Annotated in this window: 19 protein-coding genes; 13 read left to right on the top strand and 6 right to left on the bottom strand. The window is 72.3% G+C overall.

Features of this window, described 5'->3' with window-relative positions; all coding sequences use genetic code 11:
* Entirely contained in the window at positions 1-963 is a 963-nt protein-coding gene (locus FL583_RS00190) for a putative RNA methyltransferase (protein ID WP_142702353.1), read from the top strand.
* Positions 960-1,733 carry an SDR family NAD(P)-dependent oxidoreductase gene (locus FL583_RS00185; RefSeq protein WP_142702352.1) on the top strand — a complete coding sequence of 258 codons (774 nt, stop codon included), beginning with the start codon at positions 960-962 and terminating at the stop codon, positions 1,731-1,733. Before FL583_RS00190 ends, FL583_RS00185 begins: the two co-directional genes overlap by 4 nt.
* Before the next feature lie 46 nt (positions 1,734-1,779).
* Here the strand turns inward: FL583_RS00185 and FL583_RS00180 are convergent, their stop codons facing one another.
* The 3 genes from FL583_RS00180 to FL583_RS00170 all read right to left on the bottom strand — a co-directional run bounded on the left by FL583_RS00180 (position 1,780) and on the right by FL583_RS00170 (position 4,894).
* Positions 1,780-2,748, bottom strand: a complete 969-nt coding sequence (locus FL583_RS00180) for an IPT/TIG domain-containing protein (RefSeq protein ID WP_142702351.1) — start codon at positions 2,746-2,748, stop codon at positions 1,780-1,782.
* A 136-nt stretch (positions 2,749-2,884) separates the two neighbouring features.
* On the bottom strand, positions 2,885-3,976 hold the full coding sequence (locus tag FL583_RS00175; protein WP_170323407.1) for an IPT/TIG domain-containing protein: 1,092 nt from the start codon (positions 3,974-3,976) through the stop codon (positions 2,885-2,887).
* Between the two features lie 207 nt (positions 3,977-4,183).
* The gene (locus tag FL583_RS00170) at positions 4,184-4,894 is read right to left on the bottom strand and encodes an HAD family hydrolase (RefSeq protein WP_142702349.1); all 711 of its coding nucleotides are present in this window, start codon (positions 4,892-4,894) and stop codon (positions 4,184-4,186) included.
* 555 nt (positions 4,895-5,449) lie between these two features.
* Here FL583_RS00170 and FL583_RS00165 point away from each other — a divergent pair.
* The 3 genes from FL583_RS00165 (at position 5,450) to FL583_RS00155 (ending at position 10,817) form a co-directional block, all read left to right on the top strand.
* Positions 5,450-6,964: a polysaccharide biosynthesis protein gene (locus FL583_RS00165; RefSeq protein WP_142702348.1), complete on the top strand. Its 1,515-nt coding sequence runs from the start codon at positions 5,450-5,452 to the stop codon at positions 6,962-6,964.
* Between the two features lie 218 nt (positions 6,965-7,182).
* On the top strand, positions 7,183-9,906 hold the full coding sequence (locus FL583_RS00160) for a DEAD/DEAH box helicase (protein ID WP_142702347.1): 2,724 nt from the start codon (positions 7,183-7,185) through the stop codon (positions 9,904-9,906).
* Between the two features lie 68 nt (positions 9,907-9,974).
* Positions 9,975-10,817: a sensor histidine kinase gene (locus FL583_RS00155; protein ID WP_142702346.1), complete on the top strand. Its 843-nt coding sequence runs from the start codon at positions 9,975-9,977 to the stop codon at positions 10,815-10,817.
* 4 nt (positions 10,818-10,821) lie between these two features.
* On the opposite strand, the gene FL583_RS00150 is transcribed toward FL583_RS00155, so the two are convergent.
* Complete coding sequence (locus FL583_RS00150; RefSeq protein ID WP_142702738.1) at positions 10,822-11,724, bottom strand: 5'-3' exonuclease; 903 nt, start codon at positions 11,722-11,724, stop codon at positions 10,822-10,824.
* A gap of 108 nt (positions 11,725-11,832) precedes the next feature.
* Here FL583_RS00150 and FL583_RS00145 point away from each other — a divergent pair, with 108 nt between their 5' ends.
* Both FL583_RS00145 and FL583_RS00140 read left to right on the top strand, forming a co-directional pair.
* The gene (locus FL583_RS00145; protein ID WP_142702345.1) at positions 11,833-12,156 is read left to right on the top strand and encodes a GNAT family N-acetyltransferase; all 324 of its coding nucleotides are present in this window, start codon (positions 11,833-11,835) and stop codon (positions 12,154-12,156) included.
* 44 nt (positions 12,157-12,200) lie between these two features.
* On the top strand, positions 12,201-13,310 hold the full coding sequence (locus FL583_RS00140) for a M24 family metallopeptidase (RefSeq protein WP_142702344.1): 1,110 nt from the start codon (positions 12,201-12,203) through the stop codon (positions 13,308-13,310).
* On the opposite strand, the gene FL583_RS00135 is transcribed toward FL583_RS00140, so the two are convergent.
* Complete coding sequence (locus tag FL583_RS00135) at positions 13,297-13,959, bottom strand: response regulator (RefSeq protein WP_142702343.1); 663 nt, start codon at positions 13,957-13,959, stop codon at positions 13,297-13,299. The genes FL583_RS00140 and FL583_RS00135 overlap by 14 nt on opposite strands.
* Positions 13,956-15,086 (bottom strand): sensor histidine kinase, encoded by a 1,131-nt coding sequence (locus FL583_RS00130; RefSeq protein WP_142702342.1) that lies wholly within the window; start codon positions 15,084-15,086, stop codon positions 13,956-13,958. The genes FL583_RS00135 and FL583_RS00130 overlap by 4 nt, the downstream gene beginning before the upstream one ends.
* A 169-nt stretch (positions 15,087-15,255) precedes the next feature.
* Here FL583_RS00130 and FL583_RS00125 point away from each other — a divergent pair, with 169 nt between their 5' ends.
* From FL583_RS00125 to FL583_RS00100, 6 genes are all read left to right on the top strand, one after another.
* Positions 15,256-15,846, top strand: coding sequence for a hypothetical protein (locus FL583_RS00125; protein WP_142702341.1), 591 nt, complete (start codon positions 15,256-15,258; stop codon positions 15,844-15,846).
* Between the two features lie 5 nt (positions 15,847-15,851).
* Positions 15,852-17,435 (top strand): amidohydrolase, encoded by a 1,584-nt coding sequence (locus tag FL583_RS00120; RefSeq protein WP_205751735.1) that lies wholly within the window; start codon positions 15,852-15,854, stop codon positions 17,433-17,435.
* A 542-nt stretch (positions 17,436-17,977) separates the two neighbouring features.
* Positions 17,978-19,657: an apolipoprotein N-acyltransferase gene (gene lnt, locus FL583_RS00115; RefSeq protein WP_205751734.1), complete on the top strand. Its 1,680-nt coding sequence runs from the start codon at positions 17,978-17,980 to the stop codon at positions 19,655-19,657.
* A 20-nt stretch (positions 19,658-19,677) separates the two neighbouring features.
* Positions 19,678-20,466, top strand: a complete 789-nt coding sequence (locus FL583_RS00110; RefSeq protein ID WP_142702736.1) for a polyprenol monophosphomannose synthase — start codon at positions 19,678-19,680, stop codon at positions 20,464-20,466.
* A gap of 52 nt (positions 20,467-20,518) precedes the next feature.
* On the top strand, positions 20,519-21,046 hold the full coding sequence (locus tag FL583_RS00105) for an FxsA family protein (RefSeq protein WP_142702339.1): 528 nt from the start codon (positions 20,519-20,521) through the stop codon (positions 21,044-21,046).
* A gap of 291 nt (positions 21,047-21,337) precedes the next feature.
* Positions 21,338-22,777, top strand: coding sequence for an NF041680 family putative transposase (locus FL583_RS00100; RefSeq protein WP_142702338.1), 1,440 nt, complete (start codon positions 21,338-21,340; stop codon positions 22,775-22,777).
* Positions 22,778-22,816 lie beyond the last annotated feature (39 nt).

Here is a 22,816-nt window from a genome sequence, read left to right as displayed (position 1 = left end):
GTGCTGGCCGATGTGGTGTCCTCGCTCCGCTGCCCGCACTGCGACACCGCTGCCGACGTCCCGGTGGCCCTGACCGACGACGGCCGGGTCCTGCGCTGCGCGGCCGGCCACACGTTCGACGTCGCTCGGCAGGGTTACGTCAGCCTGCTGACCGGCCAGGCGCCGGCCGTGCCCGGGGATACCGCGGCGATGGTCGCGGCCCGGGAGTCGTTCCTCGGCGGCGGCCATTTCGCGCCGATCGCCCAGGCGGTCGCCGCGAGGGCCGCCGCGACAACCGCCCCCGGCCCGGCCGCGGCCGGGCCGAGCGCGGGCGGGCCGAGCGCGGGCGGGCCGGGTGTCGGCGGGCCGGGTGTCGGCGGGCCGGGTGCCGGCCTGGGCGGGCGGGAGGGCCTCGGGCTGCTCGATCTCGGCGCGGGTACCGGCTACTACCTGGCGGCCGCGCTGGAGGCCGTGCCCGGCGCCGTGGGGATCGCGGCCGACATCTCGGGGTACGCGTTGCGCCGGGCGGCCCGGGCGCATCCGCGGATCGGGGCCGTCCGATGCGACGCCTGGCGTCCGCTGCCGGTGAGAACGGGCGCGGTGGACGTCGTCCTCAACGTCTTCGCCCCGCGCAACGGCGGCGAGCTCTCCCGCGTCCTCAGGCCCGGAGGGGTGGTCCTGACCGTCGCGCCGACCGACCGGCACCTGCGGGAGCTCGCGAGCGCGGTGGGCGCGGTGTCGGTCGACCCGCGGAAGTCCGACCGGGTGGATGCGGCCCTCGGGCCGTACCTGACCGCGGCGGGCAGCGAGACGATCGAGACGACGGTGCGGCTGGACCACGCGGCCGCGGTGACCGCGGTCGCGATGGGGCCGTCGGCCTGGCACGTCGAGCCGGACGAGCTGGCGGCGCGCATCGGGGCGCTGCCCGCGCCGATCGAGGTGACCGTGTCGGTCACGCTCAGCGTGTACGAGAGGGCGGTATGAGCGGGTATCTGGAGGAGCTGTTCTCGCTGCGCGGGCGGGTCGCGCTGGTGACCGGCGGGAGCTCGGGCATCGGCCGGACGATGGCGTCGGCGCTGGGCCGGTCCGGAGCGCGGGTCGTGGTCGTGGCGCGACGGCAGGACGCGCTGGCCGAGACCGTCGCCGAGCTGACCGCCCAGGGCGTCGAGGCCGTCGCGGTGAGCGCGGACCTCGGCCGGCGGCACGACGTGTGGCGTGCGGCCGCGGAGGCCGTCGACGCGTTCGGCGAGCCCGACATCCTGGTGACCGCGGCCGCGGTGAACCACCGGCCGCCGATGGACGCGCTCACGCTCGAGGAGTGGGACGCGACGCTCGAGCTCAACCTGACCGCGCCGTTCCTGCTCGGGCAGCGCTTCGGGACCGCCATGGCCGACCGCGGCTGGGGCCGGATCATCCACGTGGCGTCCCAGCAGGCCGTGCGGGCGTACCTGAACAGCGGCGCCTACGGAGCCTCGAAGGGCGGAGTCGTGGCGCTGACCCGCTCCCAGGCCGAGGCCTGGTCGTCCCGAGGGGTGACCTGCAACGCGGTCGCCCCGGGGGTGGTCCGCACGCCGCTGACCGCGCCGGTCTTCGCCGACGAGGAGAAGGCCGCGGCGATGGCGGCGCGCACGATGATCGGCCGTAACGGAGAGCCCGAGGACTACGCGGGCGTGGCCGTCTTCCTGGCGAGCGAAGCCGCCGCCTACGTGACCGGTCAGACGGTCTTCGTAGACGGCGGCTTCTCGGTGCATTGAAGAGCGGCGGGCCCGGTCGGACCCGCCGCTTCGTCACCTACCGGCGTCAGCCGAGATCGCTGTAGGTGAAGGTCGCGCCGCTGGTGATGCCGTAGGCAGCGCTGTTGTCCGGCGTGAACGTCACCGACACCGGCCCGGCCGCGTGCCCGGGGACGTCCTGGCAGGTGACCTGAGTGTCTTCCTTACCGGTGACGTTGGTGCAGGTGGCCGAGTTGCCCGTGCCGAACAGCCACCCGGTGGCGTTCTTCAGGCCGGCGCCGGTGATCGACAGCGCCGGCTTGCCGCTGGCGCCGGTGATGCCCGAGGTCGGCCCCGTGATGACGCTGAGCTTCGTGATGACCGCGACGTACTTCGCGTTCGTGTCCGCGGTTCCGGCCACACCGTCGCTGTAGAGGACCACCGACACCGTTCCGCCGGTACCGGTCGGTGTGCCCGCCGGGGCGGTGATCGAGAGCGTGTCCGCCGCCGAGTAGGCGACCTTCGCGACCGCACCGTTCACGGTTGCCGTGATCTTCTTGCTCGTGACGTCCGACGACTGCCCGACCGAACCGGAGGGAGCCACGGTGGCCGTGAAGGTCGTGCCACCGGCGGCGCTCAGCTTCACCGTGTTGGCGACCGTCGGAGTGAGCGGCTGGATGTAGGTGAAGTTGTCGGTCGCGGTGTCCGCGCTGCCGCCGTTCGCGTTCGTCACCTGGACCTGCACGTTGGTGCCGGTGCCGGCCGGCGCCTTCGCGGCGATCTGGGTGTCGGACAGCACGATGATGCTCATCGCGTTGTTGCCGCCGAACGTGACGTCGCCGTCCGAGGTGGTCTCCGAGACGCCGGTGAACCCGGTGCCGGTGATCAGCACGTTCGTGCCGCCCGCGGTGCTGCCTTTCACGACGCTGAGTGATTTGACGGTGGGCAGATCGGCCGCCTGCGCGACTCCGGCCAGCCCGACCAGACTTCCGACGACGGTGGTGGCGACGACGAACGTCGCTGCGGTCCGGGTGCGGCCGCGGTAACTCTCCAGCATGTGTTCTCCATGCGACGGCGGGGACGGAGCCCCGGATCCAGACGGCGCCTACACGCCGCCGAACGCTCGTCGCCAGACAAACATACCGAAAGACTAATAACAACACTAAACGGTCAAATGGCCTGATGCGGCCGGGTCAGAGGTTCGTGTACGTGTAGATGGAGCCCGCGGTGAGGCCGGCGGTCGTGCCGTCGGTGAACGTCGGGAGGACCGGGACCGCGCCCGCCGGGCCGGCCGGGATGTTCACGCACGTCCACGTCGTCGACTCCTTGCCGGCGGCCGCGGTGCACGTCCCCGGGGTCTTGCCGAACGTGAAGCCGGTCGCCGTGGCCAGGCCGACGCCGGTGATCGTCAGCGCCGGCTTGGCCGTCGAGCCGGTCGTGCCGGCGAGCTTTCCGCTGGTCACCGACAGCTTGGTGACGACCGCGTCGTAGCGGGCGTGGGTGCTGTCGGCCGGTCCGGCGACCCCGTTGTTGTAGACGACGATCGGGAGCTTGGCGCCGGTCTTCGTCGGCAGTCCGGCCGGGGCGGTCAGGTCGACGTGGGTGGCATCGACCCAGGTGAGCGGGGCGGTCGTGCCGTCGACGGTGGCGGTGATCTTCTTGGCCGCGAACGTGCTCTGGGAGGTGCCGAGGTCGAGGTTCTTGCCGGAGAGCGTCAGGCGGACGACCGTGCCGCCGGCCGCGGACAGCTCGGTCCTGTCCGGGACGGCGACCGTGATCGGGTCGAGGTAGGTGAAGTCGTCGCCGGTGGTGTCGGGGCTGGTGTATGTGCCGTCGGTGACCGAGACCTGCACCTTCGTGCCGGTGCCGGCCGGGGCGGTGGCCGCGATCTGGGTGTCGGAGAGGACGAGGAACGTGGTGGCGGGGGTCGTGCCGAACAGCACCGACGACTTCTTCGTGGCGTCGACGCGGCTGAAGCCCTTGCCGGTGAGGACGACCGTGGTGCCGCCCGCGGTGCTGCCGTAGGCGCTGCTCAGAGACGCGACCGAGATGACGACCGGGCCGGTGGGGGTGGGCTTGGGCGTGGTCGACGCTTTCGGGGTCGCCTTGGCGCGTGCTTTTGCCCTCGGTTTGGGGGCACGCTTGGCCGCCGCGGGAGGCGTCCTCTTGGTCGTCGGGCCGGAATTGGCCAGCGCGGGGGTCGCGGCGGCGAGCGTGCCGATTCCGAGCGCGCTCGCGCACAGGAGAGCGGCGGCCGCGGCGGCCGCGCGGGTGTCGAGCTTCACGAGTCGTCTCCTCCGTGAGACCAAGGCGGTACCGGAGAAGACATCGGCACGCCGCGGCAGCGCCTGAGCCCCCCACGGCCCCGGTCGCCGGCGGCGGCGCCGCCCTGCCGCACCGCCCTGCCGCACCGCCCTGCCGCACCGCCCTGCCGCACCGCCGCCCTTCGGACCGGCCGCCGGCGGTGCAGGCCGCGCGCGGCCTCGCTTCGGTCAGAGGCCGGCCAGGGCCAGGACCGCGGCCAGGCCGTGTACCTCGCCGGGCGGGCTCGCCGGCAGCACCAGAGCTTGGATCCCGCTCTCGGCCGCGCCGGCGTCCGCGAGCGTGTCGCCGACCATCAGCGCCCGCTCCGGCTCGACCCCGACCGCCTCGCACGCGGCCGCGAAGATCTTCGGGCTCGGCTTCATCGCGTCGACCTCGTACGAGAACACGAACGCGTCCACCCACTGCGTCAGCCCGTGGTGGTCGAACGTCGGCCGCAGGTCGTGGGCGATGTTGCTGACCACGGCCACCTTGATTCCGTGCGCGTGCAGCGTCTCCAGGACGTGGGGAGCGTCCGGATACGGCACCCAGGCCTCCGGCGGGAACATCGCGTCGTACAGCGCCTCGGCCAGCCGCGGATCGGGCAGGTCGGCGCGGGCCATCAGCGCGACGTAGGCCTCCCGGTGCTGCTCGGGAGTGAGATCGCGGGCCGCGTAGAGCTCGGCCAACGCACCGGAGAGCCCGGTCGGCGCCGGGCCACCCGGACGTCCGGACCGGATCAGCCGCTCGATCATCTCGCCGGATTCGGCGTCGGTGAACTGCAGACCGAGGGGAGTGGCCGCCCGGACGAGCCAGTCGGCGGCCGGTTCGACCGACAGCAACGTGCCGGAAAAATCGAAGAAGACGGCGTCAATAGGACGGAGCTGTCGGGCATCGGACACGGTCCTCACGCTAACGCACCGCGCGAACCACAGGCCTCCGTGGTGATCCCGCGCAAAAACCTATCGAGCTGGTAGGTATTGCGTCCGGCCCGCGTGAAACAGGGCCGCTATTCGGAAATAACAATGTAATGGTATTACTTTGGTGGCGACCGTCCGTGACGGTTGCACCGTTTTCTGTTGCGACGAAAGCCCAGGTGACCGGCCAGTAGTTGACCGAACGGCGGTTTTGTTTCGACGAACGGACGTGGTCGGCCTAGTACTCGCTGTTACCTCGGCATCGTAGTGGTGGTCACTCCCGGATTTTGTGGTTCATGATCGCTTCGGGCACCGCTTCGCTTGCGGGGACCGATAGCGTGAGACTTGAACGGGCCTGTATTGTCTTTTCGCAACGGGCCAAAGCAATTTGAAACTTTCCGTTAACCAGAGGCTTTTTCGAAAGCTCCGCGTCGATTGTGAGGCGGTCGGACAGGTCTGTGCGGCGTCGGTACGCCGCCTGGGACCGCCGTATGTCCCCACAGCCAGACGGTCACGAACAGCGAGGATGGGGGGCAGTCCATGCTCAGTCGCGCCGAGATCATCGAGGAAATACTGACGCTGGCGCCGGCAGGCGAGTTCGGTGCCGACCCGGAGGCCGTGCGCGCCCGCTTATGGGAGCTGACGAGCACCCTGATCAGCTCGTACAACAACGACGAGCCGATCACGGTCGATCCCATGGACATCTACCGGCAGCGCGCGGTACCGCTGGAGGAGGCCCGCCTGGCCGACTTCCTGCGCGGCCGGCGCGTGCTGGTCACCGGCGCCGCGGGCGCGGTCGGGTCCGAGGTCGTCGAGGCGCTGGCCAACCGGCTGCCGACCGGCGCGATCCTGGCGCTCGACCTCAAGGAGTCGCCGGTTCCGGCCGGCGCCGAGGGCCGCGTGATCCCGGTCGTCTGCGACATCCGGGACGTCGAGGCCACCGGCAAGGTGTTCGCCGAGTTCAACCCGGAGATCGTCTACCACCTGGCCGCGCAGCGCGAGCCGGGCCTGGCCGAGTTCGAGACCGCGTTCACGATCACGACGAACATCTCCGGCACCCGCAACATCGTCACGCTGTGCGAGCAGTTCGGCGTCGAGATCTTCGTCCACGCGTCCACCGGCAAGGCCGCGCGCTACTACACGCCGGACGTCTACGCGGGTAGCAAGAAGGTCGCCGAGTACATGATCGCCGAGCTCGCGCCGGCGATGACGACCAAGGTCGGCATGGTGCGGTTCACGCACATCGCCGAGAACAGCATCGTGTTCGACGACTTCCGCCGGAAGGTCGGCAACGGGGTCCTCAACATTCACGAGCCGTACCGGCTGATGTACGTCCAGAGCATGGTCGAGGCCGTCGCGCTGGTGCTCAACACGACGCTCTACGTCGACGACGGCGAGGCGACGCTGGTCACGGTCGGTGACCTGGGCTGGCCGCTCGACATCCTCCGCCTCGCGCTGCACACGATCGCGATCAGCGGCCAGGAGGTTCCGCTCTGCTTCATGGGTCTCCCGGCCGGCTACGAGAAGCACACGTTCCTCGGGCAGCTCGACTGGTCGGCCCCGTGGAAGACGCACCCGATGCTCAACGCGCTCGAGTCCGAGGGCGCGCACCTCACCGACGACGAGGGCATGATGATCTCCCGCCCGTCGCGTCCGGCGGCGTCGGTGCTCGCCGAGGTCGACCGGCTCTGTTCGGACGTCGAGGCGTCCGACGTCGAGGACCGCGACACCCACAAGCGGCGGCTGGCCGAGTTCCTGCAGTGGGGTTGCAAGGCGACGTTCGAGAGCTCGGACGCCGTGCAGCGGATGCGCATGCTGATGTGGGGCTGCGACCCCGAGGTGCTCGCGCGGGAAGGCGCCACGGTCGGCGAATTGGGCCCGGTGGTCCCGATGCTGATCGATTCTTTGCAGGGTGTGCAATTCGGCCCGGAATTCGCCACGCTGAACGCCGACCGCGTCAGCCGGACGCTGCGCAGCTTGGCCGAGGAGCCGGAATTGAAGCCGATGGTCGACGCGATCAACCCGGCGCCGAATCCGGTCGCGGCCACCGCCTGAGTGACATTTCCGAATCCCCGGGTGCGGCTGCGGCCACACCCGGGGATTCGCGCTTTCCGCGACCAATTCTTTCGCTTGCCAGGAATCGTTGGTGAATCGCCGGTAACGGCCCGAAGTGTCGGAATACGGCTCAGTACCAAGCTGCTCACCGGGGGTGACGTCGTAACGCCGCCCGCGCGCCGCGTGAATCGATCGCGCACTCGCGTAGCCTGGGCGGTATGAGCTCCCCCGCCGAGCAGTACGCGGCGGCTCGTCGGAGGGCCTCCTACCCGGCCTACACCGACTTCACCGCGCAGCTGTCGTTCGACCTCGATGATTTCCAGCGGGAGGCCTGCCAGGCACTCGAAGACGGTGGAGGGGTGCTGGTCTGCGCCCCGACCGGGGCCGGCAAGACCGTCGTCGGCGAGTTCGCGGTCCACCTGGCGCTGCGTCACGGCACCAAGTGCTTCTACACGACGCCGATCAAGGCGCTGTCCAACCAGAAGTACAACGACCTGGTCGCCCGGTACGGCGCCGAGCAGGTCGGCCTCCTCACCGGTGACAACGCGATCAACGGCGACGCGCCCGTGGTCGTGATGACCACCGAGGTCCTGCGGAACATGCTGTACGCCGGTTCCGCCGCGCTGACCAACCTCGCGTTCGTCGTCATGGACGAGGTGCACTACCTGGCCGACCGGTTCCGCGGTGCGGTCTGGGAGGAGGTGATCATCCACCTCCCCGAGTCGGTCGCGCTGGTCTCGCTGTCGGCGACGGTCAGCAACGCCGAGGAGTTCGCGGAGTGGCTGGTCACGGTCCGCGGTGACACCGCCGTCGTGGTGTCCGAGCACCGCCCGGTGCCGCTCTGGCAGCACATGCTGGTCGGCCGCCGGATGTTCGACCTGTTCACCGAGAAGTCGACCGCCGAGGCGACCCAGAAGGACGTCGACCCCGACCTGACCCGGTTCGTCCGGGACCAGCTCCGCCGGGTCCAGTACACCCGCAGCGGCCGGCCGATCCGGGCCAAGAACCTGGTGCCGTTCCGGTCCGACGTCATTGAGCGCCTGGACGCCGAGGGCCTGCTCCCGGCGATCACGTTCGTGTTCAGCCGGGCCGGCTGCGACGCGGCCGTCCAGCAGTGCATGGCCGCGGGCCTGCGCCTGACCACGCCGGACGAGCGGGCCGAGATCCGGCGCATCGCCGAGGAGCGCACCAAGGACCTCGCGGCCGAAGACCTGCAGGTGCTCGGCTACTGGGAGTGGCTCGACGGGCTGCAGCGCGGGCTGGCCGCCCACCACGCCGGCCTGCTGCCGGTCTACAAGGAGGTCGTCGAGGAGCTGTTCGTCCGCGGGCTGGTCAAGGCGGTGTTCGCCACCGAGACGCTGGCGCTGGGCATCAACATGCCGGCCCGGTCCGTCGTCCTCGAACGTCTGGTCAAGTTCAACGGCGAGACGCACGTCGACCTGACCGCGGGGGAGTACACGCAGCTCACCGGACGCGCCGGACGGCGCGGTATCGACGTCGAGGGCCACGCGGTCGTGGTCTGGTCGCCCGAGATCGACCCCCGGCACGTGGCCGGCCTGGCCTCGACCCGCACGTATCCGCTGCGGTCCAGCTTCCGGCCGTCCTACAACATGGCGGTCAACCTGGTCGGGTCGGTCGGGCGCGAACGCGCCCGCGAGCTGCTGGAGACGTCGTTCGCGCAGTTCCAGGCCGACCGGGCGGTGGTCGGCCTGGCCAAGCAGGCCCAGCGGCAGCACGACGCGCTCGACGCCTACCAGGAGTCGATGACCTGCCACCTCGGTGACTTCGCCGAGTACGCGGCGCTCCGGCGGCAGATCAAGGAGCGCGAGAACTCGCTGGCCAAGCAGGGTGCGGCCCAGCGCCGGGCGGCCGCGGCCGACTCGCTGGAGAAGCTGCGGATCGGCGACGTCGTGATGGTGCCGACCGGCCGTCGCGCGGGCCTGGCCGTCGTCCTCGACCCCGGGACGCAGCCGCTCGGCGAGGCGCGGCCGCTCGTCCTCACCGCGGACCGGTGGGCCGGACGCCTGTCGCTGGCCGATTTCACGCAGGAGATCGACGTCCTGACCCGGATGCGGGTGCCGAAGCACTTCAATCACCGGTCGCCGCAGGCGCGCCGGGACCTCGCGTCCGCTCTGCGGACGGCCGGGGCCGACGTGGCCGCGGTCAAGCGGCGGAAGGGCCGCGCGGCCGCGGCCGACGACGACGTGCTGGCCGAGCTGCGCGCCGCGCTGCGCAGGCACCCGTGCCACGGCTGCAACGACCGCGAGGACCACGCCCGCTGGGCCGAGCGGTTCGACCGGCTCTCGCGGGAGACGCACCAGCTCGAGCAGCGCGTCCACAACCGCACGAACTCCCTCGCGCGGACGTTCGACCAGGTCTGCGGCCTGCTGGAGAGCCGGGGCTACCTCGACGGCGAGCGGGTCACCGACGCCGGTCGCGGGCTGGCCCGGATCTGGTCGGAGTCCGACCTGCTGGTCGCCGAGTGCCTGCGCGCCGGGGTCTGGGAGGGCCTGTCGGCGCCCGAGCTGGCCGGCGCGGTGTCCGCGCTGGTGTACGAGGCGCGGCGGGCCGACGAGAGCCCGGCGCCGGTGCCGAACGGGCCGCTCCGGGACACGCTGGCGGTGATCGGCCGGCTCGCCTCCGAGCTGCACGCCGAGGAGAGCCAGCGTGGGTTGTCGCTGACCCGCGAGCCCGACTACGGGTTCGTGTGGCCGGCGTTCCGATGGGCGCGCGGCGAGGCGCTGGAGCGGGTGCTCACGTCGGTGGCCGGTATCGAGGGCGAGATGCCGGCCGGGGACTTCGTCCGCTGGTGCCGGCAGGTCCTCGACCTGCTCGACCAGATCGCCGGCGCGGCCTCGGCCGAGAGCGGACTCCGCAAGACCGCCCGCGAGGCGATCGAAGCCACTCGCCGAGGCATCGTCGCGTATACGGCTGTCGCTTAACGCCCTGTGTGATTAGATCTCCGGCATACCGGGCGTTCTAGTCAGTTATCTGGGCAAGTGGGGGCTGAGTGCCGCACGATGGGCAGTACGACCGGGGGTTCCTCACCGACGATGCCGGTGGCGTTCCCAGCGCTCGGTCCGCGGCCGACGGTGTGGACCCGGCCGCGGACCACGCGGCCTTCCAGGCCGCGTTCGGTGCCCGCGGCGGCGGTCCGGCCGCCGGTGACTTCATCGACGACTTCGTCGATCTCGTCGGGCATCACCTACGGACGCCGCTGACCGCGATCCGGACGTTGCTCGAGCTGCTGGCCGACGACAGCGCGGGCGGGCTCGACGCGGCGACGGCCCAGCGGCTGGTCGGCGCGGTCAAGTCCAACTCCGACCGGATGCTGCGCGTCATCGACACGCTGTTCCTGCTGGCCCGGGCCCGGCAGTCGAACACCGATCACGTGCCGGTGGACCTGGCCGCGGTCGTCGACCGGGTCGGGACCGCGGTCGCGCCGGCCGCGAACGGCAGCGGGGTCGCGGTGACGGTCGAGGCGACGCATCCGGTCTGGACGGTGGGGGACCCGGTGCTGCTGGAACAGGCGATCGAGCACCTGGCCGGCAACGCGCTGCGGTTCACCGACCGCGGCGGCCGGCTGAGCCTGCGGGCCCTGGCCGGACCCGAGCCGGTCGTCGAGGTGCAGGACACCGGCATCGGCATCGCGCCCGAGCTCCAGCCCGGGCTGCTGCGCCCGCTGCGTCTGGTGGCCGGCGTCGACGGCGGCTCGGCCGAAGGCGAGGGGGAAACCCACCTCGGGTTGGGCACGATCAGCGCGATCGCCCAGGCGCACCACGGCGACCTCGACGTGAGGTCGTCGCCGGGTACGGGCACCACGTTCCGCCTGAGGTTGCCGGCGCTGAACTGAGCGGTCAGCCGGCCAGGGCCTTCTCGAGGCGGCCGACCGCGCTCTCCAGGCCCCAGCGCTCGGCCAGCGCCGCGACCCGCTCGGGGTCGACCGGCGCGTCCGGCAGCTCGTCGATCACCTCGGGAATCGGCGCTTCCCGGGCCACCTTCACGACGTCCGGGGCGACCGCGAGGTACTCCCGGGCCGCGTCCAGTTTGCGCCAGTGCGTGGCCGGGAGCGCTTGTGCCTTGGCGTCCACCGCGGCCATCAGGCCGGCCAGGTCGCCCCAGCGTCCGAGCAGGCCGGCCGCGGTCTTCTCGCCGATCCCGGCGACGCCGGGCAGCCCGTCGCTGGGGTCGCCGCGCAGCGTGGCGAAGTCGGCGTACTGGCTCGGCTCGATGCCGTACTTCGCGCGCACGGCCGGGGCGTCCAGTTCCTCCAGCTTCGCGACCCCGCGTCCGGTGTAGAGCACGCGGACGCCGCGGTCGTCGTCGACCAGCTGGAACAGGTCGCGGTCGCCGGTCACCACGTCGACCGGGCCGGGGCCGCGGGTGGCCAGCGTCCCGATCACGTCGTCGGCCTCGTAGTGCGGCGCGCCCGCGGTCGCGATGCCGACCGCGGCCAGCACCTCGAGCAGCACCGGGACCTGCGGCGCGAGCTGGTCGGGAACCTCCTCGACGGTCGGGTCGCCGCCGACCTCGGCCAGCCGGTGCTCCTTGTACGACGGCACCAGCGCGACCCGCCAGGCCGGCCGCCAGTCCTCGTCGAGGCACGCGACCAGCCGCGCCGGCTGGTACCGGGTGACCAGGGTCGAGACCATGTCGAGGAAGCCACGCACGGCGTTGATCGGCGTCCCGTCCGGCGCGGTGATCGACGTCGGTACGCCGTAGAACGCGCGGAAGTACAGGCTGGCCGCGTCCAGGAGCATGAGTGAACCCACGGCGTCAGACTGCCAGATTCGAGTGATTCGAGTCGCGTCTGAGAAACACCGAGCGGGGTAGATACGTTTTCCTGACGACGACCTGGGGAGGCAGTCGTGGCGGACGAACTGGCCATTTCGGATGTAAAAGACGAGAGTCGCTACGAGGCGACGCTCGACGGCGTCGTCGCGGGCGTGGTCGAGTACCAGCTCGACGGCGACGTCATCATGTTCACGCACACCGGCGTGCCGTCGGAGTTCGAGGGGCGGGGCATCGCGTCGCAGCTGGCCCGGTACGTGCTCGACGACGCACGCAGCCGCGGCCTGGACGTGCTGCCGCGTTGCCCGTACATCGCGGGCTGGATCGCGAGGCACCTCGAGTACCTCGACCTGGTGCCGCCGGCCTCCCGAGTGAGGTACAAGCTGCCCGCCGAGGCCTGACCGACCTGCCCGCAGAGGCTCAACCGACCATCTAGCCTGGCGGCATGTCTGAATCGCTCTACCCGTCCGGCCGGCTGCGGATGGCCCAGCGGGCCACCGCGGCCGCCGGCCTGGACGCGCTCCTGCTCACGCCCGGTGCCGACCTCCGCTACCTCACCGGCTACGACGCCCATGCGCTCGAGCGGCTGACCTGCCTGGTCCTGCCGGCGACCGGCGACCCGGTCCTGGTCGTCCCGGCGCTGGAGGAGGCGGCCGCCAAGGCGTCCCCGGCCGGGGGCATCGACCTGGAGATCCGCGCGTTCCCCGAGGGCGACGACGCGTACGCGCTGATCCGTGGCCTGCTGGGCGCCGGTCCGCGGCGGCTCGGGCTGGCCGACCGGATGTGGGCCGAGCAGGTGCTGGCGTTCCGGGGCACGTTCCCGGACGCGGAGCAGGTGCTGGCCGGTGGGGTGCTGCGTCCGCTGCGGGTGCGGAAGTCGGCCGCCGAGGTCGAGGCGCTGCGCCGGGCCGGTGCGGCGATCGACCGCGTGCACGCGCGGATGGGCGAGTGGCTGATCGCCGGGCGCACCGAGGCCGCGGTGGGCCGCGACATCGCCGACGCGATCCTCGAGGAGGGCCACGCGCAGGTCTCGTTCGTCATCGTCGGCTCCGGTCCGAACGGCGCCAGCCCGCACCACGCGGTGTCCGGCCGGGTCATCGAGGACGGTGACCCGGTCGTCGTCGACATCGGCGGCATCACCGCCGAGGGCTACTGCTCCGACTCGACCCGCACCTACGTCGTCGGTGACCCGCCCGAGGGCTTCGCGACCGCGTACGCGGTCCTCTTCGAGGCCCAGGAGGCGGGGGTGGCCGCGGTCCGTCCGGGTGTCACCGCCGCCTCGGTCGACGCCGCCTGCCGGGACGTCCTGACCGCGGCCGGTTACGGCGATGCGTTCATTCACCGGACGGGGCACGGCATCGGGCTGGAGGAGCACGAGGAGCCGTGGATCATCGGCGGCAACGAGACCGTGCTGGAGCCGGGCATGGCGTTCAGCGTCGAGCCGGGGTTCTACCTGTCCGGGCGGTACGGGGCCCGGATCGAGGACATCGTGGTGTGCGGCGAGGACGGCCCGGACCGCTTGAACGTGACGCCGAGAACGCTCACGTTGCTGTGAGCCCGTGATCCCGGGCGTACAGCGCCGCCTGGGTGCGGTCGCGCACACCGAGGCGGCCCAGAATTGCCGAGACGTGGTTCTTCACGGTGCCCTCGCTGACCACGAGCGCGGTCGCGATCTCCCGGTTGGTCGCGCCCCGGGCGAGCAGCCGGAGGACGTCGACCTCGCGCGAGGTCAGCCCGGCCGACCCCGCCCGCGCCCCCGGAACGACCCCAGCCCCGCCCCGCGCCTCCAGCGCGTTCAGCAGCCGCGCAGTCGCCGCCGGGTCGAACTGATCGACACCGGCGTGCGCCATCCGCACCGCGCGTGCCAACTCCGCGGCCGGCAGGTCCTTGAGCAGGTAACCGCTGGCACCGGCCCGCAGCGCCCGGACCACGTACTCCTCGTCGTCGAACGTCGTCAGCATGAGGATCTTGCAGTTCGGCGCGCGTCGCCGGACGGCCGCGGCGGCCTCCAGTCCGTCGGCCGACGGCATCCGGACGTCCATCAGCACGACGTCCGGCTGGCGGGCCACGGCCTCGGCCACCGCCTCCCGCCCGTCGGCGGCCGTGCCGACCACCGCGATCCCGTCCTCCAGCGCCAGCAACGACGCCACGCCCTCCCGCACCAGCCGCTGGTCGTCGACCACCAGCACCCGGATCGTGCTCACCGCGCCGGAACCCGGGCCTCGGCCGCCGCCGGGAACCGCGCGGTCAGCGTGGTGCCCCGGCCCGGCGGCCCGTCGAGCACGAGCGTCCCGCCGAGCGCGGCCACCCGCTCCCGCATGCCCGCGAGACCGAACCCGCTCACCCGGTCGAGCGACTCCGGCAGCCCGATCCCGTCGTCCGCGACGACCACTTCGACCCCGCCCGCCCGCGGAGCGTCCGGATCGAAGTGGACGGTCACCGTCACCCGGCGGGCACCCGCGTGCCGGACCGCGTTGGTCAGTCCCTCCTGGGCGACGCGGTAGACCGCGTCCCGGACCTCGGCCCCGCCGAGGCCCTCTTCACCGCTCACGGCGGACGTCACGGACATGGACGCCGTCCGCAGACGCGCGGCCAGGGCGGCGAGCCGGGTCCGGAGCGACAGCGGGTCGGCGCGCAGGGCCGAAACCGAGCGGCGGACCTCGGCCAGGGCCTCGCGGGCGGAGCCGTGGGCGTCGGAGACGGCCCGGGCGGCGACGTCGGCATCGCGGGTGCGGTAGGCGGTGGCCTTCTCGAGCTGGATCGCGATCGCGGTGAGGTGGTGGCCGAGGCTGTCGTGGATGTCGCGGGCGACCCGGTTGCGCTCGTCGGCCGCGGCCAGCGCGGCGACCTCGTCCAGCAGCCGCTCGGCCCGCGCGCGCTGGGCGTCGGCGGTCACCGCGACCGCCGCCATCGCCACCGCGAGCACCAGCCCGACGAGGAACATGACCAGGTCACCGACGGCCTCCCGATCCGTCGGCCGGGTGAGCGTCCAGAGCACGAGTACCGAGCCGTAGGCGAGCGCGGTGAGGGAGCCGGCCCGGCGGCCGAGCGTGAGGTAGACCGCGAACGGGACCAGCAGGAACAGGATCCGGGCCAGGCCGGAGCCGTCCGCGGCCGCGACCGCGTGGATGAGCAGCGCCCGGGCCACCAGGCCCGGGACGGTCCCGCGGTCGATCCGCTCCACGACGAGCAGCGCGAGCAGACCGACGACGAAGCAGGTCAGCCGCCAGGCCGGGCCGTGGGCGAGGCCGGCGACGGCGAAGTAGAGCCCGCCCACCAGGACGGTCACGTAGAGAGCGGACGCCACGCCGGCCAAGGGACGGGTGAACACGCCCTCACGCTAACCGCCGGGCCGACGCCGTCGAAATAGGCCGTTCGGCATAGGCCGGACGGCAGGGGAGGGGGTGCCGGGCGGCGCGCAGAGGGGTCTCCCGGCACTCCTGCCGGGGCGGGTGCGCTCCCTACGGTCGAGCCCTCTTCCTCATCAACGGAGGCGTCCGATGACCGACTCTGCGCTGTTTCGCCTGGCCGGCCTGGCCGGCCTGCTGACCGGGGTGCTGCTGCTGTTCAACGACCTCCGGCGCGAGGACCTCGTCCCGGAGAACGCGCTGACCGAGAGCATCGCGCCGATCCCGGCCCTGCTCGCGCTGTTCACGCTGACCGGGCTCTACCTGTACCGGCGCCGGCGGGTGCTCGCGCTGGTCGGCTACGCGCTGAACTTCGCCGGGATCGCCGGGCTGCTGGTCCTGGAGTTCCTCGCGCACTTCGTGTTCGCCGGGCTGACGACGGCCGAGCGCGAGGACCTGGTCGCGGGCCGGACGTCGGTGGCGTTCCTGGTGATCGCCGGCGTGTTCGCGGCCGGGGTCGTGCTGTTCGCGGTGACCTCCTGGGCGGTGTATCCACGCTGGGCGGTGGTGCTCTACGCGGTCGGGTTCCTGCTCGCCGCGGGCCGTGGGGCGGTGCCGGATCCGGTGGTGTCGCTCGGCTTCCTGCTCGGGTCGGTCGGGGTCCTCGGCCTGTCCTGGGTCCTGTGGACCGGCGGTCCGGTGGACCGGCCCGTCGGAGCGACTCTCCGTAGCCGGGCAGAATGACCCGTATGGCGACGCTCTACCGCAACGGTGAGATCTACAGCCCCGCCGATCCCTTCGCGACCGCGCTGCTGGTGGACGGTGACCGGGTGCTGTTCGTCGGCTCCGACGACGCCGCCGACGCGGCCGCGTTCGGGGCCGGCGAGGTCGTCGATCTCGAGGGCGCGCTGGTCGTCCCGGGGTTCGTGGACGCTCACGTGCACGCGACCCAGACCGGCCTGACGCTGGTCGGGCTCGACCTGTCCGGGCTGCCGACGCTGGCCGCGGCCCTGGACGCGGTCGAGCGCTTCGCGGCCTCGCGCCCCGGCCCCGTGCTCGGCCACGGCTGGGACGAGACGGCCTGGCCGGAGGGCCGGGCGCCGTCGGTCGAGGAGCTGGCCCGGGCGGCCGGAGCCGACCGGCTGGTCTATCTCTCCCGGGTCGACGTGCACTCGGCGGTCGCGTCGGCCGCGCTGCGGGCCGCGGTGCCCGACCTGGCCGGGATGGCCGGTCACGACCCCGACGGCCCGCTGAAGCGGGACGCCCACCACGCGGTGCGCACGGTCGCGCTCGGAGCGATCTCGGCCGGTCAGCGGGGTGAGGCCCAGCGGGCGACCCGGGCGCACGCGGCCGCCCGGGGCATCGTCGCGCTGCACGAGTGCGGCGGGCCCGACATCGGTGGCGAGGACGACTTCACCGGCCTGCTCGCGCTCGCCGCGGCCGAGCCGGGCCCGGACGTCTTCGGGTACTGGGGCGAGTGGCGCTCGGCGGCGAAGGCGCGCGAACTCGGCGCGGTCGGCGCCGGTGGCGACCTGTTCATCGACGGGGCCCTGGGCTCGCACACCGCGGCCCTGTCGGCCCCCTACGCGGACGCCGACACCCGCGGCCACCTCTACCTCGACGCCGATCAGATCGCCGAGCACGTCGTCGACTGCGTCCGGCACGACACCCAGGCCGGGTTCCATGCGATCGGCGACGCGGCCCTGACCGCGCTGGCCGACGGGCTGGCCGGCGCGGCCGACGTCGTCGGGCTCGATCGGGTGCGGGTCGGGCGGCACCGCGTCGAGCACGCTGCGATGCTCGACGGCGGGCTGATCAAGGCGCTGGTCAACCACGGTGTGGTGGCGAGCGTGCAACCGGCCTTCGACGCGCTCTGGGGCGGTCCGTCGGGGATGTACGAGCGCCGGCTCGGCCCGGCCCGGGCCGCCGGGCTGAACCCGTTCAACGCGCTGGCCGGGGTCGGGGTGCCGCTGGCGTTCGGATCGGACGCCCCGGTGACGCCGCTCGACCCGTGGGGCACCGTGCGGGCGGCGGCGTTCCCGCACGACCCTGGGCACGCGATCAGCGTCCGGGCCGCGTTCGCGGCCCACACCCGCGGTGGGTGGCGGGCCCTCGGCCGCGACGACGGCGGGATGCTGGTGCCGGGCGCGGTGGCGTCGTTCGCGGTCTGGGACGTCGAGGAGCTGGTCATCCAGGCCCCGGACGACCGGGTGGCGCGCTGGAGCACCGATCCGCGGGCCGGCGTGCACGGCCTGCCCGCGCTGAGCGGGGGAGCGACGCCGCCGCGGTGTCTGCGCACCGTCGTGCGCGGCGAGACCGTGTACGTGGCGTGACACGCCGACGAGGACGACACGCCGGGACTTCTGCCCCGCCCGAGCGGCTCGGTTGACCAGGGACGATGTCCGCTCTGTACCGATTCGTCCCTATTGACAGGAGACGGATGGCAATTACGGTGAACCGGTAACTTCCGCGGGCACCGGACGGCGACGGAACGTGCCCTCGCGCGCTGGGCAAACGCGGTGGCGCCACCGCAGGGGCCAGGTCCAGCACTCGAGGGGTGGCGGGACGACGACGGTCGCGTCCGGCGCCAGGTCGTGGTGATGGAGGTTCGGAAGGATCAGTAGACAACGTCTCGCGCGGTGGCAGCCAGCCGGTGCGCAGTCGGTCCGAAGGTCCTCCCACCCTCCTCCTGCACCGGTCGGGGAGTTTCACTGCACAGGGGCCGCGGCGTGCACGCCGCGGCCCCTGTGACGTTCCCGGCGCCTACCACAGGGAGTTCTTCGGTCTCGGTCCGGCCACCGTGCCGCAGTGCGCCGGGGGAGTGGGCACAATCGTTCTCGGACACGACCCCCTCCCGGGTCGGGAGGGAGGATCGGTGCTGCGCGAGAAGGACGGCGGGGCCGTCGCTGCTCCTCCGCCCGAAGCGGAAGACGCTCCCGAGGTGCGCCAGGGACGGCGCTGGAAGAGTCGGCCGCCGGGTGAGCCTCCGTTGCCGGGCTGGATCGCCGCGCTGCTCGCGGTCGCGTCGGGCGCGCTGCTCGTGCCCGCGTTCCCGCCGTACGACCAGTGGTGGCTCGCCCCGATCTCGGTCGCGTTGCTGGCTGCCGCGGCGCACCGTCAGCGGGCGCGCCGGGGGGCCTGGCTGGGGCTGCTGCACGGCGCGGTGTTCTTCGGGATTCTGCTGCAGTGGGTCGGCATCTACGTCGGCGCGCCGTTCGCCTACCTGCTGGCCGGGGTCGAGGCGGTGTACCTGGCCGGATTCGGCGCGCTGCTGGCCGCGTCGTCGCGGGTGATCGACCGCTGGCGGTGGACCTGGCCGCTCGTGGTCGGGGCCGCGTGGGTCACGCAGGAGGCGGTGCGGTCGCGCTGGCCGTTCGGCGGGTTCCCGTGGGGACGGCTCGCGTTTGCCGAGACCGACGGCCCGCTGCTCAAGCTCGCCGTGCTCGGCGGGGCTCCGCTGGTGACGTTCGCCACGGCCGCCGTCGGCGGCCTCCTGGCCGCCGCGGCGTGGCGACGGTGGCCCCGCGCGGGCGCGGCGGGTCCGGCGGCCGCGGCGGGTCCGGTCGCCGTCCGGTCCGTGGCCTGGCTGGCCGCGGCCGGGCTCGTGCTGCTCGCGGCCTGGTTCGTGCCCTCGCCGACCGCGAGCGGGAGGACGATCACGGTCGCGGTGATCCAGGGCAACGTGCCGCGGCTCGGGCTCGAGTTCAACGCCCAGCGCCGCGCCGTGCTCGACAACCACGTCTCGCGCACTTTCGCCCTCGCCCAGGACGTCGCGGCCGGCCGCCGTCCGCAGCCCGACATCGTCATCTGGCCCGAGAACGCCTCCGACATCGACCCGCTCCTCAACGACGACGCCTACAGCGAGATCAGCGAGGCGGTCGCCGCCATCAAGGCCCCGATCCTGGTCGGCGCCGTCCTCCAGGGCCCCGGCGACTACCTCACCAACGCCGGCCTGGTCTGGGAGGCCGGCAAGGGCCCGACCGACCGGTATGCCAAGCGCCACCCGGTCCCGTTCGGCGAGTACGTCCCGCTGCGCTCGATCGCCCGCAAGGTCACGACGAAGGTCGACCTGATCCGCCGCGACTTCAAGGCCGGCACCGAGATCGGCACGGTCGGCATGCCCACCACCGACGCCGGCACGGTCCGCGTCGGCGACGTCATCTGCTTCGAGGTGGCGTACGACGGGCTGGTCACCGACACGGTGAACGCGGGGGCGCAGATCCTCGCGGTCCAGACGAACAACGCGACGTTCGGCAAGTCGGGCGAGAGCCCCCAGCAGGTCGCGATGGCCCGGCTGCGGGCCGTGGAACACGGAATGTGGGCGGTCGTGGCGTCGACGAGCGGAATCTCCGCCACAATAGGACCGGACGGGACGATTCATGACCACGCGGGCATGTTCGAAGCCGGAACCTTGATCCGGTCACTCGCGTTGTCGGATGACCGTACGCTAGCGACCGCACTGGGCAGGTGGCCGGAAGCGGTGTTCTGCGCGCTCAGCGGCGCCGCACTGGCCGCGGCCGGGATCGTGCGCCGGCGAACGACGAGGGAAGGCTGACACTGGTGACGGCCGAGAAGATGGATCCCGAGATCTCCGACGATGACCGGGCTCCCGAGTACCCCGGGCTGGGGCACGTCGTGGTCGTCATCCCGACGTACAACGAGGCCGACAACATCCGGGTGATCGTCTCCCGGCTGCGCGCCGCGGTGCCCGACGTCGAGGTGCTGATCGCCGACGACGGGTCACCCGACGGCACCGGCGAGATCGCCGACGAGCTGGCCGCGGCCGACCGGCTGGTGCACGTGCTGCACCGGGCGGGCAAGGAGGGCCTGGGCGCCGCCTACCTGGCCGGGTTCGCCTGGGCGGCCGAGCACGGCGCCGACGTCATGGTCGAGATGGACGCCGACGGCTCGCACAACCCGGAGGAGCTGCCCCGCCTGCTCAACGCGCTCCGCGACGCCGACGTCGTGATCGGGTCCCGGAAGGTGCCGGGTGGCAAGATCGTCAACTGGCCGATGTCGCGGGTGATGATCTCCTCGGTCGGCAACCTCTACACCCGGCTGGCGCTGAGCTTCCCGGTGAAGGACAGCACGGCCGGCTTCCGCGCGTACCGGGCCGAGGTGCTGGCCGCGAAGAATCTCAGCGGCGTCGCGTCGCAGGGGTACTGCTTCCAGATCGACATGGTCTACCGGGCCTGGCGGTCCGGATATCGCGTCGTCGAGGTGCCGGTCACGTTCGTCGAGCGCGAGCGCGGCCAGAGCAAGATGAGCCCGGACATCGTCCGGGAGGCACTCTGGCGGGTCGGCCTGTGGGGCGTGCAGGCTCGGCTCGGATCGGCGAAGAAGGCGCTCGACCGGCTGCGCTGAGAGCCTCCTGAGAGTTCATCTCAAGGCTGCGAACCGGACGTACGCTTGATTTATGAGAGCCTTGCCCGCGGCCTTCGTTCTGTCGATCGTCTTCGCCGTCGCCGAGATCGCCGTCCTGGTGCAGATCGGTCAGGCGATCGGCCTCGGTTGGACGCTGCTGCTGATGCTCGCCAGCGCCGTGCTCGGCAGCTGGCTGCTCCGCCGCGAGGGCGGCCGCGCCTTCCGCGCGCTGCGTGAAGCCGCGCGGGAGGGCCGCACGCCGGCCAAGGAGACGGCCGAGGGTGCCGTCGTGCTGGCCGGCAGTCTGCTGATGATCCTGCCGGGCTTCCTGTCCGACGTCGTCGGCATCCTGCTGCTCCTGCCACCCGTTCGGACGCTCGCCGGACGGCTCGTGCTCCGGTCGGCCGCCCGGCGCCTCCCGCCCGAGGTCAGCACGGCCCTGCTGGGCCCGATGCAGGTCCGTTCCAAGCGCATGCGGACGCCGGCCGGCGCGGCGTCGCCCGGCCAGGGTGAGCAGATGCCGGCGAGGACGACGAACGCCGGGGCCGGCACCGTCATCGAGGGCGAGATCGACCGCTAAGGCGTGTTTCATAAGTTCAGGACGCCGTGGGCGCGGCCCAGGCGGCGATCCGGCAAGGCGGAGCCTTGTCCGGATACCGCTGTTGTATCCGGACAAGGCGACAACGCCGCCGGTCGTCGTCTGGGTCGCGCCCACGGTGGGCTGCTGGCTTATGAAACACGCCTTAGTCTTGTCTTTTAACCTGGGGCGGTGTGGCCTGCGGTTTCGTGTGGTCGTGATTGGACACGAGGGCGGCCTTCGGTGATCATGTCGTCTCGCCAAAGATGAACATGAACGCAACCGAAGGCCGTGATGAGCAGTGTGCCCGACGCGGGTGACCGCGTCGAATCGTTGGAGAGACTCGCCGGGTTCCGCGAAGAGTTCTATGGCTGTCTGACCCGCCGCGCCGATACGTTGTTCGAGCTGGTCGACGCGGTGCTCTGCGCCGACGGGCCGGTCCGGACCCTGGCCGGGCTGAGTCTGGCCCCAGAGCATCGCCGCGGTCACGGCGCGTTGTATGACGCGGTCAACAACGGACACGTCGAACTCGGACGGCTGCGCCGGGCCGTGGCCGGGCTGCCGCTGCCACGCGCCGCCGGCGGCCGGATCGTGCTGGCCGTGGACGTGAGCCCGTGGCTGCGCCCCGAAGCACACACCAGTCCCCGCCGGTTGTTCTGCCACGTCACCGGGCAGACCCGGGCCTCCGACCAGCGCATCCCGGGCTGGCCCTACTCGATCGTGGCCGCCCTGGAGACCGGCCGGACCTCCTGGACAGCGATCCTGGACGCCGTGCGTCTCGGGCCGGCCGACGACGACGCCGCGGTCACCGCCGCCCAGCTGCGTGAGGTCATCGACCGACTGACCGGCGCCGGGCACTGGCAGCCCGGCGACCCGGACATCCTCATCGTCGCCGACTCCGGTTACGACTGCGCCCGCCTGACCCACGACCTGGCCGACCTTCCGGTGACCATCCTCGGACGCATCCGCGCCGACCGGGTCCTGCGCCTGCCCGCCCCGCCCCGGCCACCGGGCACCTGGGGCAGGCCCCGCCGCCACGGCGGCGAGTTCCGCCTGGCCGACCCGGCCACCTGGCCGCAACCGGCCTGTCACACCAGCACCGCGACCAGCCGATACGGCGACGCCGACGCACGCTCCTGGAACCGGCTGCATCCCCGGCTGACTCACCGCGCCGCCTGGATCGACCACAACGGCCCGCTCCCCGTCCTGGAAGGCACCCTGATCCGGTTGCAGGTCGAGCACGTCCCCTCCGGGCACGACCCCAAACCCATCTGGCTCTGGTGCTCAGCGGTCGACCTCGACGCCGGCCAGGTCGACCGGCTCTGGCAGGCCTACCTCCGCCGCTTCGACCTCGAACACACCTTCCGTCTGCTCAAACAAACCCTCGGCTGGACCCGCCCCCGCCTGCGCGAACCCGAAGCCGCCGACACCTGGACCTGGCTACTGATCGCCGCCCACACCCAGCTACGCCTCGCCCGCGACCTCGTCACCGACCTGCGGCTGCCCTGGGAGAAACCCGCCATGACCGGCAGGCTCAGCCCCGCCCGGGTCCGCCGCGGATTTCGGAACCTCCGCCCGAAAACCCCACTACCAGCCAGAGCACCAAAACCCGGCCGACCCGGACCAGGACGCCCACCCGGACGCCCCAACCAAAACCGGGCACCCCACCACCACGTCGGAAAAACCGTCCTCCGAGCCCGCACCCTCACACAACGACAAAAACCCGAAGGTTAAACAGCAAGTTAGATCACGGCACACGAAAAGCCCGCCACC

This window comes from Cryptosporangium phraense, assembly GCF_006912135.1.
GTDB lineage: Bacteria > Actinomycetota > Actinomycetes > Mycobacteriales > Cryptosporangiaceae > Cryptosporangium > Cryptosporangium phraense.
The sequence above is the reverse complement of the archived record's forward strand: the minus strand, read 5'-3'. Positions and strand labels throughout refer to the sequence as shown.

Bases quoted from the DNA above. Each gene is read 5' to 3' on its own strand.
- FL583_RS00185 (WP_142702352.1), top strand. From the start codon at position 960: ATGAGCGGGTATCTGGAGGAGCTGTTCTCGCTGCGCGGGCGGGTCGCG.
- FL583_RS00180 (WP_142702351.1), bottom strand. From the start codon at position 2,748: ATGCTGGAGAGTTACCGCGGCCGCACCCGGACCGCAGCGACGTTCGTC.
- FL583_RS00165 (WP_142702348.1), top strand. From the start codon at position 5,450: ATGCTCAGTCGCGCCGAGATCATCGAGGAAATACTGACGCTGGCGCCG.
- FL583_RS00160 (WP_142702347.1), top strand. From the start codon at position 7,183: ATGAGCTCCCCCGCCGAGCAGTACGCGGCGGCTCGTCGGAGGGCCTCC.
- FL583_RS00150 (WP_142702738.1), bottom strand. From the start codon at position 11,724: ATGCTCCTGGACGCGGCCAGCCTGTACTTCCGCGCGTTCTACGGCGTA.
- FL583_RS00140 (WP_142702344.1), top strand. From the start codon at position 12,201: ATGTCTGAATCGCTCTACCCGTCCGGCCGGCTGCGGATGGCCCAGCGG.
- FL583_RS00125 (WP_142702341.1), top strand. From the start codon at position 15,256: ATGACCGACTCTGCGCTGTTTCGCCTGGCCGGCCTGGCCGGCCTGCTG.
- FL583_RS00120 (WP_205751735.1), top strand. From the start codon at position 15,852: ATGGCGACGCTCTACCGCAACGGTGAGATCTACAGCCCCGCCGATCCC.
- FL583_RS00110 (WP_142702736.1), top strand. From the start codon at position 19,678: ATGGATCCCGAGATCTCCGACGATGACCGGGCTCCCGAGTACCCCGGG.
- FL583_RS00105 (WP_142702339.1), top strand. From the start codon at position 20,519: ATGAGAGCCTTGCCCGCGGCCTTCGTTCTGTCGATCGTCTTCGCCGTC.
- FL583_RS00100 (WP_142702338.1), top strand. From the start codon at position 21,338: ATGAGCAGTGTGCCCGACGCGGGTGACCGCGTCGAATCGTTGGAGAGA.